General features: G+C 55.9%; 17 protein-coding genes and 1 tRNA gene. 9 read left to right on the plus strand and 9 right to left on the minus strand.

Annotation, left to right across the window (positions count from 1 at the left end):
• Positions 1-780, minus strand: a complete 780-nt coding sequence (modA, locus tag AC2FFF_RS05035; RefSeq protein WP_142635903.1) for a molybdate ABC transporter substrate-binding protein — start codon at positions 778-780, stop codon at positions 1-3.
• Between the two features lie 318 nt (positions 781-1,098).
• Here modA and AC2FFF_RS05040 point away from each other — a divergent pair.
• From AC2FFF_RS05040 to AC2FFF_RS05050, 3 genes are all read left to right on the plus strand, one after another.
• Positions 1,099-1,174 (plus strand) — tRNA-Val (locus AC2FFF_RS05040).
• A 66-nt stretch (positions 1,175-1,240) separates the two neighbouring features.
• A complete protein-coding gene (locus tag AC2FFF_RS05045) occupies positions 1,241-1,963 on the plus strand; it encodes a hypothetical protein (protein ID WP_142635902.1) in 723 nt (240 codons plus the stop codon).
• A 224-nt stretch (positions 1,964-2,187) separates the two neighbouring features.
• Complete coding sequence (locus tag AC2FFF_RS05050) at positions 2,188-2,523, plus strand: hypothetical protein (RefSeq protein ID WP_142635900.1); 336 nt, start codon at positions 2,188-2,190, stop codon at positions 2,521-2,523.
• Between the two features lie 175 nt (positions 2,524-2,698).
• Here AC2FFF_RS05050 and AC2FFF_RS05055 read toward each other — a convergent pair whose 3' ends face one another.
• Positions 2,699-4,438, minus strand: a complete 1,740-nt coding sequence (locus AC2FFF_RS05055) for an arylsulfatase (protein WP_496750564.1) — start codon at positions 4,436-4,438, stop codon at positions 2,699-2,701.
• 143 nt (positions 4,439-4,581) lie between these two features.
• Between AC2FFF_RS05055 and AC2FFF_RS05060 the strand changes: the two genes are divergently transcribed.
• Positions 4,582-5,490, plus strand: coding sequence for a LysR family transcriptional regulator (locus tag AC2FFF_RS05060; RefSeq protein ID WP_281972419.1), 909 nt, complete (start codon positions 4,582-4,584; stop codon positions 5,488-5,490).
• Between the two features lie 29 nt (positions 5,491-5,519).
• Here the strand turns inward: AC2FFF_RS05060 and AC2FFF_RS05065 are convergent, their stop codons facing one another.
• Complete coding sequence (locus tag AC2FFF_RS05065; RefSeq protein WP_282021558.1) at positions 5,520-6,518, minus strand: formylglycine-generating enzyme family protein; 999 nt, start codon at positions 6,516-6,518, stop codon at positions 5,520-5,522.
• Positions 6,519-6,590: 72 nt separating this feature from the next.
• On the opposite strand from AC2FFF_RS05065, the gene AC2FFF_RS05070 reads away from it, so the two are divergent.
• Positions 6,591-6,737, plus strand: a complete 147-nt coding sequence (locus tag AC2FFF_RS05070; RefSeq protein ID WP_496707901.1) for a hypothetical protein — start codon at positions 6,591-6,593, stop codon at positions 6,735-6,737.
• Here the strand turns inward: AC2FFF_RS05070 and AC2FFF_RS05075 are convergent.
• The gene (locus AC2FFF_RS05075; protein ID WP_281972421.1) at positions 6,702-7,208 is read right to left on the minus strand and encodes a hypothetical protein; all 507 of its coding nucleotides are present in this window, start codon (positions 7,206-7,208) and stop codon (positions 6,702-6,704) included. The two genes, AC2FFF_RS05070 and AC2FFF_RS05075, sit on opposite strands and share 36 nt — an antisense overlap.
• 409 nt (positions 7,209-7,617) lie before the next feature.
• Positions 7,618-8,568: a GlxA family transcriptional regulator gene (locus AC2FFF_RS05080; protein ID WP_142635891.1), complete on the minus strand. Its 951-nt coding sequence runs from the start codon at positions 8,566-8,568 to the stop codon at positions 7,618-7,620.
• A gap of 154 nt (positions 8,569-8,722) precedes the next feature.
• Between AC2FFF_RS05080 and AC2FFF_RS05085 the strand changes: the two genes are divergently transcribed.
• The 4 genes from AC2FFF_RS05085 to AC2FFF_RS05100 are packed head-to-tail and all read left to right on the plus strand — an operon-like array spanning position 8,723 to position 13,195.
• Entirely contained in the window at positions 8,723-9,433 is a 711-nt protein-coding gene (locus AC2FFF_RS05085; RefSeq protein ID WP_271948135.1) for a GntR family transcriptional regulator, read from the plus strand.
• Between the two features lie 7 nt (positions 9,434-9,440).
• On the plus strand, positions 9,441-10,358 hold the full coding sequence (locus AC2FFF_RS05090) for a dihydrodipicolinate synthase family protein (protein WP_281972422.1): 918 nt from the start codon (positions 9,441-9,443) through the stop codon (positions 10,356-10,358).
• A gap of 3 nt (positions 10,359-10,361) precedes the next feature.
• Positions 10,362-11,858: an aldehyde dehydrogenase gene (locus tag AC2FFF_RS05095; RefSeq protein WP_496882879.1), complete on the plus strand. Its 1,497-nt coding sequence runs from the start codon at positions 10,362-10,364 to the stop codon at positions 11,856-11,858.
• Positions 11,855-13,195 (plus strand): NAD(P)/FAD-dependent oxidoreductase, encoded by a 1,341-nt coding sequence (locus AC2FFF_RS05100; protein ID WP_281972424.1) that lies wholly within the window; start codon positions 11,855-11,857, stop codon positions 13,193-13,195. The genes AC2FFF_RS05095 and AC2FFF_RS05100 overlap by 4 nt, the downstream gene beginning before the upstream one ends.
• Here the strand turns inward: AC2FFF_RS05100 and AC2FFF_RS05105 are convergent, their stop codons facing one another.
• From AC2FFF_RS05105 to AC2FFF_RS05120, 4 genes are all read right to left on the minus strand, one after another.
• A complete protein-coding gene (locus AC2FFF_RS05105) occupies positions 13,196-13,930 on the minus strand; it encodes an SDR family NAD(P)-dependent oxidoreductase (RefSeq protein WP_281972425.1) in 735 nt (244 codons plus the stop codon).
• On the minus strand, positions 13,927-14,658 hold the full coding sequence (locus AC2FFF_RS05110; RefSeq protein WP_271948145.1) for an SDR family NAD(P)-dependent oxidoreductase: 732 nt from the start codon (positions 14,656-14,658) through the stop codon (positions 13,927-13,929). Before AC2FFF_RS05110 ends, AC2FFF_RS05105 begins: the two co-directional genes overlap by 4 nt.
• A 67-nt stretch (positions 14,659-14,725) precedes the next feature.
• Positions 14,726-16,267: a trimethylamine methyltransferase family protein gene (locus AC2FFF_RS05115; RefSeq protein ID WP_142635980.1), complete on the minus strand. Its 1,542-nt coding sequence runs from the start codon at positions 16,265-16,267 to the stop codon at positions 14,726-14,728.
• Between the two features lie 119 nt (positions 16,268-16,386).
• Positions 16,387-16,533 (minus strand): hypothetical protein, encoded by a 147-nt coding sequence (locus AC2FFF_RS05120; RefSeq protein WP_416383911.1) that lies wholly within the window; start codon positions 16,531-16,533, stop codon positions 16,387-16,389.
• Between the last annotated feature and the right edge of the window lie 14 nt (positions 16,534-16,547).

The raw sequence follows: 16,547 nt of genomic DNA on the forward strand, positions 1-16,547 counted from the left end.
CTAGTCGCCCGGCAGGGCAAATCCCTGCTCTGCAAAGACTGCCATCGCTGCGTCGGTCTGTAGGTAGCTTAGGAAAGCATTTGCCTCGGCTGAGGCTTGCGTTGTTACAGCGGCCGGGTAGACAATTTCCGGGTGAAGATTTGCAGGGAAAGAGGCCACCACCCGCACCCGATCCTCGGCCTGGGCATCCGATCGGTAGACAACACCCAAGGGGGCAGCCCCCGCGGCAACCAAAGCCAGAGCCGCGCGTACATTGTCGGTCTGTGCCACCTGCTGCTGAACACTATCCCAAAGACCTAGGTTTTGCAGCGCCGCTTTGCCGTAAATTCCCGCAGGCACGGCATCGACCAGGGCCATCGCAAGATGCCCACCTGACAAAGCGGCTGAGATGTCCGTCTGCGGGGAAAGCCCCTCAATTTCAACGGCCGTCGGCCCACCGATCAGGACAAGCCCATTTCCCAAAAGGTTAACCCGCGATCCAGCATCAATCAGCCCATTCTCCTGAAGGACATCCATCCAGTCACTGTTGGCTGAAATATACACATCCGCCGGGGCGCCCTGTTGAATTTGACGTGCCAGTATAGAAGACGCCGCATACGATATGACAACCTCCTGACCGCTTTGCCGTTCAAAACCCGGTACAAGTGAATCCAGAGCATTTTTCAGACTGGCAGCAGCAAAAACCAAAACATCGTCGGCCTCTGCACGCTGCGGAGTCGATATCAAACTACCCAAAACAATAGCAGCAGCCAGAAAACGGCTTGCGGATGACAGGGTCATATTGTTCCCGTCTCGTAGGTTAAGGTTCCATCAGGGGATATCTGAGGCGGCGGGGGGCGCGCAAGCATCGATAGGACGCATCGTGAATAAGAACCTTTGAAACGGGCAATTCATAGCCGCTACAACACCCAAGATATTTTGGAGGTGCCTGGTCCGAAACGACCGGTTCAGATTTCGTGATCCCTCAAAAAGTCTGATAAATCAGAGCCCGGTTGGCGGAGATATCACCCCAGATGCCCGCCTTGTCTAAATTCAGTGAAAGAAATTGTGCCAGACCCTCTTGCGCCCGCGCGCCGGCTTGGCTAAATGCAGCCTCACGGGTGATTAGCTCAGTTGGTAGAGCGCTTCGTTTACACCGAAGATGTCGGGAGTTCGAGTCTCTCATCACCCACCATTCTTTCCCTACAATGTATCAAGGTCTTACGCGGCTAGCACCTTTTGCTGTGCTGCGCATGAAACTGTGTCCGCTGCGCCTCCGCTGCACATAAACGGAGATGATGTCTCCAACACAGGAGATAAGCCACATGGGTTTCGCACGTATTCAGAAGAGGTCAACCTTGAGCCTGGGACTTATGGCATCGAAGTCCGATATGTCGAGAACCACGGCCATGCGGGGCTGAAGCTGGAATGGGACGGTCCGGATACCGATGGCCGTGAGGTGATGCAGGCCGATCCCGGTTTGTCGGTTCCCAAGGACGACGCGATCCAAGTTGGCATCCAAGTGTCGCATGCGTCTGATCAGGCGAATGTTACACTGGAGGGGTTGCCGGCAAATACCCTGATAATCAGTGGTGAGCATTCAGTGATCACCAAAGGTGATCCGGTGGATTTGTCGGGTTGTAATCTGAACCACCTGGAGCTTTCCCCGCCAGTAGGTTTCGAGGGCGTAATTCATGGTCAGATCGTTGTGTCAGACATAGACAGCGCCGGCACTCTCATCACTTCGGAAAACCCATTTGCCCTGACCGTCGGTGACGACCCTGTCAGCGCAGGGAATTCTTTGGACGAAGGACTGGCTTACGAAGCGCTGTACTCGAGTACTCCTGGAACCCTGCCTTGGGATGCTATCCATTCGACCGACAATGCCCCAGAGGTGGATGTTCTGGACGAGCCGATCTCAACCCTCGGAGATGCAAATATTACTTGTATTGAAATAGATACTTATGAGAGATTTGATTGGTAGTGAATGCAATGCCAAGCGGAGCCGACCTGCATTCTGTTCTGGGATGCGATCTTTGCCACAGACTTCTTGCCGAGACGCTAGAATCTTGATTTTGCAGACGGTCCAACACCTATATTTTCTTTGGTTGTGCCCAAGGCACAGTCTGGCCAGAATTTCAGCAAATTTATGACAGAAATCACACCTAGCTGCGGCGTTCGAAACGAATCTGCTCTAGGTGAGATCAAATGAAAAAGTTGGCGATTCTTCTTATATTTATGCCCTTCACGGCGCTTGCAGAAGAGCGGGTGTTTGAATGTCAGTCACCAGACGAACAGCATCCCGAAATGGCTGCGAAACTGATCAAATATGAAGATCAAAACAAAGGTCGTATCAAGATCGGTGACATCGACAAAGAGGTCGATGTTTTCCCGGGGCTCGATACCTTGACCTACCTGTATATCGGCGAGGATCACACGCTGAGTTATAACGTCCACCCCCAGAAAGGCACGTTCGATTTCTCTGCCTCTGGTAGTAGAACCGGTTGGGGCAAAGGAACTTGCACGGAAATCACAGGGCAATAACCCGCATCTCCTCCCAACAATGCACCGGCCTGATCCATGGGCGTGTGCTTGCGGCAAACAGTGGCTACACCCGCAGTAGCGCCACATATCTATCGGCGGGCCAACCAGCACTGTGCCTTTTTCAAATATACGCATCGCGCCGCTTCCGTCCCGAAACGGCGCGATGACATTTCAGTTAATGCGCGCCACTGCGCTTGGCGTTGACGACTGTCTGCTCCAGAGGGTTATAGCCTTCGGGAACAGGCACAAGATTTACCCTTTTTGCATAGTCCTCAAAATAGGCCTGCATCGCTGCGACACGCTCGGGCATCTGGTCCGCCAGATTGTGTAATTCCGACGGATCAGCTTCGATATCAAACAGCTCCCATTCGCCTGTGCCTTTAGGGGCCAGATTCTGCATCAGTTTATATTTGCCCTGGAATACTGCCGAGGACCCTGCAAGCTCATATCCGACCGGGTTGTTATCGTCGCGCACGGTTTCCGTCTCACCCTTCAGGACCGGCATCATACTGATACCGTCTGGCGTATAAATTTCGCGACCGTCATAGACCGGTCCGGGAACGTCTACGCCGGCAACTTCAAGAAGTGTCGGAACGATATCGCGAACAAAGGCAAATTTATCGACTTGCGATCCAGGCTCGACAACACCCGGGAATTTCACGATCAAAGGGACACGCAAACCACCCTCGGTCGAGAATGTCTTAAAGTAGCTGCCCGGAACCGCTGCGGCTGCCGCCCAGCCAGGGCCGTAATCAGCATAGACACCCTGCTGCCCCATATCCGAATAATCGCCGTCAAAATCCTCGATATAGACCTTGTCGTAATGGGCTTTGTACCAATCACGATAGGCTTCAGACAGCGGCAACTGGTTCGGATCCGGGCCGTTATCCGCAAGGAAAATGACGATGGTGTTGTCCGCAATACCTTTTTCATCCAGATAGCTCAGGATCCTGCCGATATTGACATCCATATTGTCCAGCATTCCGGCATAGGTCTGCATCCGTCGCGCGTTGAATGCTTTTTCTTCGTCGTTAAGCTTTTCCCAATCCGGCATCTGCCACGGTTCATAAGAGGTTTTCGCAAACTCCGGGTCCAATTCCACATCCGGAGAGATCAGCCCAAGTTCCTTCTGCTTTTCCAGACGCGAAACCCGCAGGGCCTCGAACCCTTCGTCATAAACGCCGTCATATTTGTCGATGAATTCTTTTGGCGCCTGATGAGGGTAATGGACGGCCTGATACCCGACCCAGGCCAAAAATGGTTTACCGTCATCCAGGTTGCTGTCGATGTAATCGATCATCGTTTGGGTATAAAAATCGGATGAGAAGTAGTCGTCCGTTGGCAGGCTGACAAGCTTGTCGTCCTCGTAATAGTGCACCCGCGTATAGAACGGGGCATAGGGCTGCTCGACCCAGTTATCCGCACCGCTTTCGCCCAGCATAAAGGATTTCTCAAATCCGCGGTCATAAGCGATCGTGCCAGGCTCATGACCTAGGTGCCATTTGCCGGTCATATAGGTGTGGTATCCTGCGTCGCGCAACAGACGCGGCAACGCAACAACTTTGTCGTTCAAATGACCTTCATAGCCAGGCTTGCCGAATTGGTTATCGGCCTGAATCTCTAACATATTGCCGAGGCCTGCGAGATGGTTGTCGACACCGCTGATCAGCATAGTCCGAGTGGGCGAGCAAGACGCTCCGACGTGGAAATTGGTGAACAGCATACCGTCATCTGCCAGTTGGTCGATCGAGGACGTTTCGATTTCACTGCCAAATGCGCCAACATCGGAAAACCCCATGTCATCTGCGATTAGAATAAGAACGTTTGGGCGTGTATCCTCAGAATCGGCAAGTGCTGCAGTCGTTGATAACGCCAAAGCGCCAAGCACAGCTAATATATTCCTTAAAGGAACCATTGAATCCTCCGTTATGTGGGAAGTCCGGGGCGTCGTGCCACGGTCGACAATAATGTCGCAGGAAACGACAATTCCGACTACAGAAAGAGACGGTCATACCATCAATTGGTATGAGCGTTCTGAATATTGGAACGAGGGTGCAAATGATTGATTCCAAAGCCATAGATGCGGTGCGCTCATTGGCCAGACACGGCAACTTTCGCGTGGCAGCGGATGCAATCGGAACCTCTCCGGCAAGTTTCTCACGCTATATCGGCCAGGCAGAAACTTATGCCGGTCAGGCGCTATTCGAACGGACAGGCCGCGGCGCAACCATCAGACCGGCGGGAAAACGCTTTCTGCAACTTCTGGACGCGTTGCACAATGCGACCAGCCAGTTTGAAGCAGGAGTCAAACGGCTGCGTTCGGTCGGCCCGGAAGTGCTGAATATCGGCTGCGGCCCCCTGACGACCCGGACGATCATCACGCCGCTTCTGGCAGAGCTGCTTGATAACTGGCCAGATCTTCGCGTCCGCGTTGATGTGCGGGCCACCATGGAACCCCTCGAAGCATTGCGGATAGGGCGTCTGGACGTGGCGGTTTGCGATCTTACGCACACGCCCAACCTAAGCGATCTGGACATTCAGGTCGTTCGAAAGGAACCCGTTTTCTTCTGCGCTCGCCCCGACCATCCCATCCATCAGGCAACTCCGGTCTCAATCGCGGAGGTGTTTCGGCATCCGTTTATAACCGCGCATATGCATCGCCACTGGCGCTCTGCCATTGCCGCCACTTTGGGGAATGACGAGAAAGCCTGGCATATTGTTGACCGATTGCCCCAGGTCGAAAGTGACGATTTCTCTTTAGTGACCGATATGGCCTGCAGAGCAGACCTGATTGCCGGAGGAATGAAGGAAGATTTTGATCAGCACCTGAAATTGGGGATGTTGAAAGAGATACGAACCACGCAACCTCTGACCTGGAACATATGCGCTGCCCGTCGCAAGGGCGTCAAATTTGCCGCGCTTGATATGTTCTGGAATCGATTGTGCCACCGGTACGGGGCGGAATAAGCCCGCCGCATGACCGGAATACCCGGCGGTTAGTCTACATCGCGGACAACGCGAAATCCGACATGATTGCTGCCCAACGACATCTCAACCGGCTGCCGCGCTGCAGGTCGGTAACGCAGACAGAAATTCGGCGCGCAAAGCCATGAGCCCCCTTTGACCAACCGCATTGCACCCATCGATGCGCTACCGAACTGGGCGGCAAAAGCCTTTTCCGGGCCGGTAGGATCAATTTGGTCGCCAGGAATGTGCCCCGGCACCCACCAGTCGGCCACGTGCTCCCAGACATTGCCCGCCATGTCATACAGGCCGTAGCCATTGGCCACATATGAAGCTACGGGTGCGGTTCCGACATGGCCATCGTCAGCCAGGTTTTCGCTTGGGAACTGTCCTTGCCAGGTGTTTGCCTTCCACCCATTGCTGGGATCATAGCTGTCACCCCAGGTGTAGTCGGCGCCTTCGATCCCGCCGCGAGCTGCAAATTCCCATTCGGCCTCGGTCGGCAGACGACCTCCGATCCACTCTGCAAATTCTGCGGCATCCTCGGGTGACACATGCACCACCGGATGGTCGCCCAGTTCCGCAATCGAACTGCCCGGTCCTGCCGGGTGTTGCCAGCTTGCACCTTTGACATAGCGCCACCATGCGTTGGGATTATTCAGCGACACCGCTTCCTTAGGCTGGGCGAAGACCATCGACCCAGGCTCAAGCAAATCTGAAGGCAGACCCGGGAAATCCTCCGCCGACAAGCCACGCTCTGCCGTTGTCTGATACCCGGTTTCTTCGACAAATTTCGCAAATTGGTCGTTGGTAATTTCTGTCCGCGTAATGTCAAAGGGCCCAACATTCACTGGATGGACCGGAGTCTCTTCCGCTTGAAAGTTTTGCGAACCCATCAGGAATTCTCCACCATCCAGCCGGACAAACTCAGGACCTGGTTTGGAACTGATACTGGTATACCAAACGGCAAAGCATACAATCGCAACCACGGGAACCGAGCCATAGGCTAGCAATCTTCTTGAAAGGGGCATGTAGCATTAACCTGTTGGATCTATCAGGGGTGAATGTAGCGATTTGGTACGGTTTTCAATCCCCTACTGTGAATGGGCAGCATTTCCCCCCTTCGACCTGAGCTTCAACGAAAGGCGCGCGCCTGCCTGCTGCGAGGCAAATTCACCGACACTTGTAAATTCATGTCAAATTGGGACCGCTGTTCAATTCAAACGATCCACAGCCGCCAAAGCACCTGACAGAGCGACTTTGATCTCTGAGGGCATGCCTCTTCCCTGTTTATATTGATTGGCCGCGATCCAACCTGCCTTGTGCCCCCGCGCGCCGATCGCCTTCATCCGTGCATCAGCCGCAGAATCCGGCAATTTTTCAACCAGGTTTCTCGAATACTCGATCTCATCGCGGGACAAAATCATACCAACCGCACTGTATACATCCATGCCTACTTGCATCGTCAAATGATCCAGCCGATGCGTTGCCCCAGACAACATGCGCGTGCAAAAGGCCGCTAGAAAATACCAGCGAAAGATCGCAAGTATGCGCTTCTGAGTATCAGTGACTGTATCCACCTCAAATAATGCCGTGGCGGATAACTTTTCAAATGCTGCACTGGCCGCCTGAGAGGCCTGAATAATCTGAACCTCGCGCACGTCTACGGGTATGACTGGCGGGACTGGTGTCACGACCGGCTGGTAAGTTTCGAAATTCATGCATGGCCTCCGGCTTTGGTTGCTGAAGGGAACATGGGGGTTCGAAAATGCATCCCGATGTGAATCTCTGCCATAGTTTGTAAGTATACCCGGTATTTTGGCTAAACTTAAAAGTCATTTTTCATATGTAACGCAAACTCAAGGACAAACTTGGCTAATTGAGTTATTAATTGTGTGGGATTTGGGCCGCATTTTTTGCTGAAATCTGGGCCTTTATGTCGCCCTAAACTCCCTTACATCTGACACGATCTTGCAGAATTTGTGCCCTTTTTACCAAATACAAACAGTCAATCCTGCTGATCAGTTTACGAGTTTGAATTTAACGAGGGGGTACAAGCGGGACTAGGGGGTGAGCGCCTGCCGGGCCGGGCTCGCCCTAGGGCAGAGCAGCTCCCCCCGCCGCCTTCCGTCAGTCGATTTTGCTTTTTTGCGAATGCGGTGTGACACCAAAACTGGATCGATAAACCCGCGAGAAATGACCGGGATTTTCAAAGCCACAAGCCAAGGCGACCTCGGTGACGGATGCTTCGGTCTGAAGCAAAAGCTTTTGCGCGCGTTCCAGGCGCAATTCCATAAAGTATTTTTTGGGCGAAGTGTTGAGATACTTACCAAATAACCGCTCTAACTGGCGCGTGGATATGCCAAGATCATCCGCGATCTTTGACGGAGAAACCGGTGCTTCAAGGCATTCGCGCATGGTATGGATAGCCCGAGCCAGATGTGCGTTACGCATCCCGTTGCGCGATTGCAATGATACCCTTTGTTTGGCCGTTGCGTTGCGGGCAGCATTATACACCATCTGGTCTGCAACCGCGATCGCCAGCTCCTCGCCGTGGTCGCGTCCGATCAGATGCAGCATAAGATCGGCAGTTGCCGTCCCACCCGATGCCGTGATGTGTTTCGCGTCTGCCACGAAGACACTGCGCACAAGGTTCACCTCTGGGAACGCTTCCATAAACGCATCGTGATATTCCCAGTGGATCGCAGCCTGAGAGCCATCCAGAAATCCGGCCTCTGCTAGAAGCCAAGCACCAGAACACAATGCCCCGATCGGCGTGCCCCGCGCACGTTCGCGTCGCAACGTCGCCAGAAGGTCGCGTGAGACATGGTTGCGCATGTGGATGCCCGACAAGACAAACAGCTGATCAGTCTTTGGAATATCGCCCAACCCGCCATGCACAAGTGTCACCACCTTATTGGAACATACTGCACGCTCTGCGTCCTCCGATATCAGCGTCCAATCATATAGCGTTTTCTCACTGACCAGATTGGCGATCCGCAGTGGTTCGACGGCACAGGAAAAGGCGAGATGCGAGAACTCCTCGATCAGAACAATGGTGATGTGCCGCATCTGAGGCATAGGGTTTTCCACTTTGTTCGGCCGGATTGGCTGAGTCTTTGTCGTTGGATTATGCTGCACGAAATTTCCATGTATACAATATGTATTTTATTCGGATACAAAAAGGAGGCAATCGAACCCAATCGATTCTTGCTGGCTGGGCTGGAGGATCCGGATGAAGGACGTCGCAAAAACCCGCAAAACGCAGCTGGCCGAGCACTTGAAGGTCTCGATCCTGACTTTGCGCCTGCAACCTGGCACCGATCTGGACGAGGTGCATCTGTCCGATGCGTTTGGCCTGTCGAGAACGCCTTTACGCGAAGTGTTCCGACAACTCGCCGGAGAAGGGTATCTGGACCTGCGAACAAACCGCAGCGCGCGCGTGTCCGAAATGTCGTATACCACCTTGCGCGATTTCTTTCTGGCCGCGCCGATGATCTATGGTGCAATCCTGCGACTGGCAGCGGCGAATGCAAAGCCTGTGCAGATTGAAGCCCTGAAAACCGCACAGCAGGCATTCAAGGCCGCGCTGCGGGATGGGGCAGCCGAAGAGCGCGCCCTGGCCAATAACCGCTTTCACGAAGTGACCGGCGAAATGTCGGGCAATGTCTATCTATTGCCCTCTTTCAACCGTTTGCTGATTGACCATGCCCGTATCGGCATGACCTTCTACCGGCCACAGTCGGGCAGGATGGTCGAAAACCTGTCCGAGGCAAGCCAGCAACACGACGCCATCATCGACGCCATAGAGGCACGCGATGAAACGGCTGCTGCGCAGCTGGCCGAAGATCACTGGAACCTGTCACGCGATCAGATCGAACTGTTCGTGATGCCCGATGCGCTGGATGTCCCAATGGGCCTCCCACCGCTTTCGAAACCTGCATGAGGACGGAATGAATCCAATTTTCCGATTTGAGGGGGTCTATACCCCGGTGGTCACGCCCTATCAGGCCGATGACAGCGTGAACTGGGACGCGCTGGCGCAGGTGATCGAGCTTCTGATCAAGAATGGCGTGCATGGTCTGATCTCGGGCGGGTCGACTGGTGAGAATTATGCGCAGACCGTGGAGGAACGGCTGGAATTGGCGCGGTTCACCCATGTGCGTCTGAAAGGCCGTTTGCCTCTGGTTGTTGGCACGGGCGCGATGTTGACGTCGGACTCGGTTGCGCTGGCGTCGGGTGCAAAGGAAATCGGGGCGGATGCGATCCTGTTGGCCAGCCCGCCCTATTCGGTGCCCACCGACCGCGAAAATGCGCTGAATGCGCTGGCCATCGACAAGGCCGCCGACCTGCCGGTAATGCTGTACAATTATCCTCACCGCACAGGCACGATGATGGGCGAGGAATTCCTGGACCGCGTCGGACGCAGCAGGAATTTCTGCGGCATCAAGGAAAGTTCGGGCGATATCAACCGGGTTCATCTTCTGGCGCGGGACTATCCGCATATCCAACTGGGATGCGGTATGGACGATCAGGCGCTGGAGTTCTTTGCCTGGGGCGCGCCGTTCTGGGTCTGTGGCGGCTCGAACTTTCTGCCTGCCGAGCATGTGGCGCTATACCAGGCCTGTGTAATCGAGGGCGATTATGCCAAGGGCCGCCGGATCATGTCGGCGCTGATGCCCTTGATGCGGGTATTGGAACAGGGTGGAAAATTCATCCAGACCATCAAGCATGGTGTCACAATGAATGGGATTGACGCGGGCACCGTTCGACCGCCGCTGAAATCTTTGAACAAAGATGACAAACGCGCGCTAGAGCAAGTGACGCGCGTGCTGAAACAGAAAATCGCTGACATCATGGCAGAGGGGTAAGGTATGACATTGCTGACGCAGGACGAATACGACTCCATCGCCGCGGGTCTGACCTTGCCAACCGGCGCCTTTATTGATGGCGCGTATCGCCCGGCGATTTCCGGGCAGTCCTTCACAACGGTTAACCCGGCGACCAACAAGAAATTGGCCAACATTGCCGCCTGTGGTGTAGCGGACGTGGATTTTGCCGTCGAGAAGGCGCGCGAAGCGTTCGAAGATGGCCGCTGGTCGAGGCTGCACCCATCCGAGCGCAAAAATGTGCTGATCCGGTTGACCAAATTGATCACACGCAATGCACGTGAACTGGCGGTGATGGAAAGTATCGACAGTGGCAAGACCATCTTTGACTGCGAGACCGTCGACCTGCCCGAGACCATTCATTGCCTGAAATGGCATGCTGAGGCGATCGACAAGATCTATGATCAGGTCTCGCCCGCCAGTGACGACCACATCGCTTTGGTCGTGCGCGAGCCGATTGGCGTTGTCGGGCTAGTCCTGCCCTGGAATTTCCCATTGCTGATGCTGGCATGGAAAATCGGGCCCGCTCTGGCTGCGGGCTGCTCGGTGGTTGTGAAACCGGCCGAGGAAACTTCACTGACGGCATTGCGGCTGGCCGAACTGGCGATGGAGGCCGGTCTGCCACGCGGCGTCCTGAACATCGTCCCCGGCGCAGGTGCCGAGGTGGGCGAACCTATCGGACGGCACATGGATATCGATATGGTGTCCTTCACCGGTTCAACCGTGACTGGCAAACGGTTTCTGAGCTATTCGGCGGAAAGCAACGCCAAAGAGGTGGTGCTTGAAATGGGCGGCAAGAATCCGGCCATTGTGATGGAAGATGCAGAAAATCTGGACCGCGTGGCGGCACATATCGTCAATGGTGCGTTCTGGAACATGGGTGAGAACTGCTCGGCCACCTCCCGCCTGATTGTCCACAAGGCCGTAAAGGCCGAGTTGCTCGACCGCATCGCCCATCATGTAAAGCAATGGAATGTCGGCGAGCCTCTGAACCCGGAAACACGATTGGGCGCAATGGTCAGCGAAGCTCATTTCGATAAGATCTGCGGATATCTGGATCAGGCCGAAAACGTGGTGATCGGAGGCAAAGCGGACAATGGCTTTGTCGAGGCCACCGTAGTCGAACTCCCTGGCAATGACGCCATCCTAGCACGTGACGAAATCTTTGGTCCTATTCTTTCGGTGATCACGGTTTCCAGCTTTGATGAGGCCATCAAGATCGCCAACGATACCGAGTATGGTTTGTGTGCGTCGATCTTCACAGCCAATGCGAAACGCGCCATTCGCGGGGCGCGGACGATCCGGGCGGGAACGGTGACTGTAAACAGTTTTGGTGAGGGCGATATCACCACGCCCTTTGGCGGTTATAAACAGTCTGGCTTTGGTGGGCGCGACAACTCGATCCATGCGCATGACCAGTATACCCAGCTAAAAACCATCTGGGTCGACCTGTCCGACGATGCGGATGAGGCCGTGGATTGAGCAGCTATGCCGCCCGAACCCTGCCAGTCCATCGCGGACCTGCGGCCTGGAGCGTCATATTAGGCGATCCACCCCCAGCCCAAGAACTGGATGGTGATCTGACGGCGGATGTCGTGATTGTTGGTGCCGGTTTCGCAGGCCTGTCAGCGGCACAGCGTTTGAGGCAGCTGCAAAGCGACGCAAAGATCATCGTGCTTGAGGCTGGCCGCGTGGCCGAAGGGGCTGCTGGGCGCAATACGGGTTTTATGATCGATCTGCCACATGACCTGGCCTCGGACAATTATTCCGGGCCGGGGGATGATCGCACCATGATCACACTAAACCGACTTGCAATTGATTTTGCCCGATCGGCGGTCGAGCAATATCAGATCGACCCGAATTTCTTTGATCCGGCTGGCAAGGTTAACGGAGCGGTGAGCGCGGCGGGACATGCACATAATATCAGCTATGCGCATCATCTCAGCACTTTGGGTGAGACCAGTGAAATGCTCGACCAACAGCAGATGCACGCCCTAACAGGGTCGCGCCACTATCGGTCGGGGCTATACACGCCCGGCACGGTTATGTTGCAACCAGCAGGCTATATTCGTGGTCTGGCTGCGGGACTGATCAAGGATGGCATTGCATTGTACGAGAGCTCTGGCGTGACCGGGTTTGAGAAGCAAGGCGGTGCGTGGCTGGTAAAAACCGCGCGCGGTACCGTCAGCACTGGTACAGTCATCCTCACGGTGAACGGGCATCTGGAAAGCTTTGGGATCGAGCGTGACCGCCTGATGCAGCTGTTCCTGTTTGCGGCAATGACCCCGGAGCTGGACACCGAAGTACTGTCGCGGCTGGGGGGGCAACCCCGCTGGAGTGTCACACCATCTGATCCGTTGGGTACAACGATGCGGCGCATTGATACGGCACAGGGCGGCAATCGGATCATAACTCGTACCTGCGCGGCCTTGCGCCCGGGCATGACCTCGACTGCTGGTGATCTGGCGCGCGCCTCGCGGGTGATGCAGCGCAAATTCGACCAGCGATTTCCGCAGTTGGCGGGGCTGGACATGCAATATCGCTGGGCCGGTCATCTCTGCCTCAGCCTGAACGGCGTCGCCGTCGCACGAGAGGTCGAACAGGGCGTAATTTCTGGCTGTGTCCAGAACGGGCTGGGCACGGCGCGCGGCACCCTGACCGGTATCGCGGCGGCAGAACGCGCCTGCGGCCAAAGCTCGAATATCACCCGGTATTTCGACGCCCAGGGTCAACCCAAACGCCTACCCCCAAAGCCATTCCGCGAGATCGGTGCCAATGCGGTGCTGCGCTGGAAAGAATGGCGCGCGCGGGACGAGTGATCAGGGCAGGCTCAGCTTGGCCATGCGGCCTCCGTCTACTGTGTAGACCTGCCCGGTGATAAAGCTGGCATCACCCGACGCCAGGAAGGCGACGAGCGCCGCAACCTCTTGTGGGCTTCCGGTTCGGGCAACGGGGTGTATGCGCTTGATATCCTCGTGAAATGTCTCCGGGTCCGGCATTGAGGCGATGAAATCCACGTTCAACTCGGTGTCGATCCAGCCAGGGGCCACGGCGTTGCAACGAATGCCCTCTGCCCCATGATCCACGGCCACCGCTCGTGTCAGACCATGCAACCCGGCTTTGGATGCGCAATAGGCGGCATGGCCGGGATTGCTGCCCAGCCCCTCAATCGAGCCGATATTGACAATCGCCCCGCCGGCCCGTCGTAAATGGGGCAGCGCCGCCTTGATCAGCAGGAACGGGGCCGTGAGGTTGACTGTCAACGTGCGCTGCCAGTCCGCAAGGCTCATCTGCTCGACGCCGGCTTCCTGCATCATGCCTGCATTATTGACCAGAATGTCCAATCGCCCGGCCTGATCAACGACCTGATTGACCACCGTTTGCGGGCTGAGGGGATCTCTGAAATCGGCCTCGAACCCTTCGAATTCCGGATCGCTCCCACGTTGCGCGGTAAAGACCCGTGCACCTTCGTGTTGCAAACGTTCCGCGATGGCGCGTCCGATACCGCTGCGCCCGCCCGTGACCAGCGCGGTTTTGCCGGTAAATCGCGTCATGAAACCGGTTTTCCTCCGTTCACTTCCAGCAATGCCCCGCACACATAGCGCGCGGCGTCCGAGGCAAGAAACATCACCACATCAGCAATATCCTCGGGCTCGGCGATACGCCCCAAGGGCACCGTCCGGCCCAGCTCGGCCACGGCAGTATCCGGATCAAAGCCGCGTTTTTCAAACCCCGACCGCAGCATCGGCGTGTTTACTTCATTCGGGCATACGGCGTTAATGCGGATGCCCTGATGCGCGTGGTCCATACCCATGCATTGTGTCAACGACGCAATGGCTGCCTTGGTCATGCAATAGACCGCGTGGTTCGGCCCAGGGCGCAGGCCCCAGCATGACGCGGTGTTCACGATGGCGCCACCACCACGCGCCGCCATGATCGGGATTGCGGCGCGACAGATGCGAAAGGGCGCCTCGACATTCACGCCCAGCGACAATGCCCAGTCGGTATCCGAGGTCTCGGTCACCGCTCCGCGGGTGATGACCCCCGCATTGTTAACAACGATATCCAGCCCGCCCAGCGCATCCGCCGCATGTTGCGGCAATGCATCTGCATAAGCACTCTCGCGCAAATCGCCGGGCAAATGGGCGTCGGCTTCGATACCCTCAACCGAAACGTCCGCAACCGCAACTCGTGCCCCTGCCTGCCGCATCCGCTGTGCAATAGCAGATCCGATGCCACCCGCAGCCCCTGTGATGAGCGCTGTTTTGCCCGTCAGCTCCATTTTCCCTCCGAGTGCTAAATAGAAACCCACCCGACAATGCAGTCGGGATAGGTCCAAGGCGAAATCTTTAATAGGTTTGGTTCAGCTCGTCAGCGGCGGGAATTTCCCGTTCACGCCGGGCAATATAGTCCAGCAGGGCCTCGTTTTTGGCCACGTCCAGTGTCGGTTCCTGGTATTCGGCCAGCAGCTTGCGCGCGTGCTTCAACGCGCGCTCAGTGATCTCAACCCCGCCTTCTGCCACCCATTGCTCAATCGAGTTATTGTCGAACATCTCGGGCATGAAAAACGCCGTTTGAAAATTGTCCTGCGTGTGCGGATGACCCAGATAGTGCCCGCCTGGACCGACCTCTGGAATGGCGGCAAGAGCTTGGTCGAAATCATCCCATTGCGGGCCTTCTGCCATGCGATAAGCCATCGCACATTGTTCAGCATCGACAATGAACTTGGCGGTGGAACAATGCATCCCAGCCTCATTCCAGCCAGCCGAATGCCAAATATAGTTCGCACCGGAATGAAGAACCGCCTGCAGCGTCGTGGCGGATTCGTAGCCGGCCTGCGCATCAAATGTCTTGGCCCCACCCAGCGTATTCGAAGTGCGCCATGGAACGTCGTAGAACCGGGCCATCTGCCCGATCATAAAGTTCATCAGGCTGATCTCGGGCGTGCCGGCCATCGGGGCACCTGATTTCATCGACACCGTCGACAGGTAGTGCCCGTAAATCGCCGGAGCACCTTTGCGAATGACTTGGGTATAGGCCAGCGCGCTCAGTGCTTCGGCGTTCAACTGCGCCACTGTGGCGGGAACCGATGCGGGCGTATTGGCCCCGCCCAGCACAAAGGGCGAGCACAAGACAGGCTGATTGCGGCGAGAAAAGGCCCGCATCGCGCCCAGCATCGTTTCGTCCCAGACCAGCGGAGAGTTTCCGTTGCAGTTGCCCGTGGTGACCGGGTGATCTTCAATGAAATCTTCCCCGAACAGGATCGCACACATCTCAATGACGTCTTCGGCGTTTCTGGGCGAAGTGGTCATACCCATGAACGTCTTGTCCGAATGTTTCATCGACGAATAGGTAATGCGCAAATGTCGCTGACTGATCGGGTGGTCGTAAGGTTCGACAATGTGATGCGCCGAGGAATGCATCGCCGGCAGCATGTGGCTTAGTTTGTGGAACATTGCCAGATCATCGAGCGTCGGATTGCGCCTCACGTCATCGAGATCGCGCAGAAAGGGCGCGCCGGTCATCGGCACAAAGATCGAGTGCCGTCCGCCCAGTCGCACGTTCTTATTCGGATCGCGAGCATGATAAGTGAAGGTGCTGGGAATGGTGGCGATCAGCTCTCGGACCAGGCCCCGGTCCAGATAGACCAGTTCGCCCTCGACCTTTGCACCAGCTTTTTTCCAATCCTCCAGTGCGATTGCATCGCGAAACTGAACACCGACATTCTCGAGAATATCCATTGAGGCGCTGTCGATCCGGTCGATCTGGCTGCCATCCATCACCTCGCATAGGGGGATGCCTCGGGTCAGGCCGGGCAACATCTCGAAATTCGGAGCAGAGCGCAGCGCGCGCCGGGCCGCACGGCCACCGGTTCGGGTCATGGTACGCATATTCACAGGGCGATCCTCCAATCCTCCCCAAAAGACTGCGGTATTTGGTCAAAGCAAGCCTCACTAATTGCGATACATGTTTGCAGGAAGCGACCCGCACCCGAAACCGCCGAAATGATCTACAGACCCATGATGACGACCAGACCTGCTATCAGTTCTGCCATGCTTAGCGCGGGATCATCTCCGCCCATATCCATGATCCACTCCATGTCGGTGATGGCATAAGAACCGTCAATGAACTGGCTGACACCAAACCCGGTCGTCACAGAAACATTGCCTG

Source organism: Ruegeria sp. YTSA226, assembly GCF_059609905.1.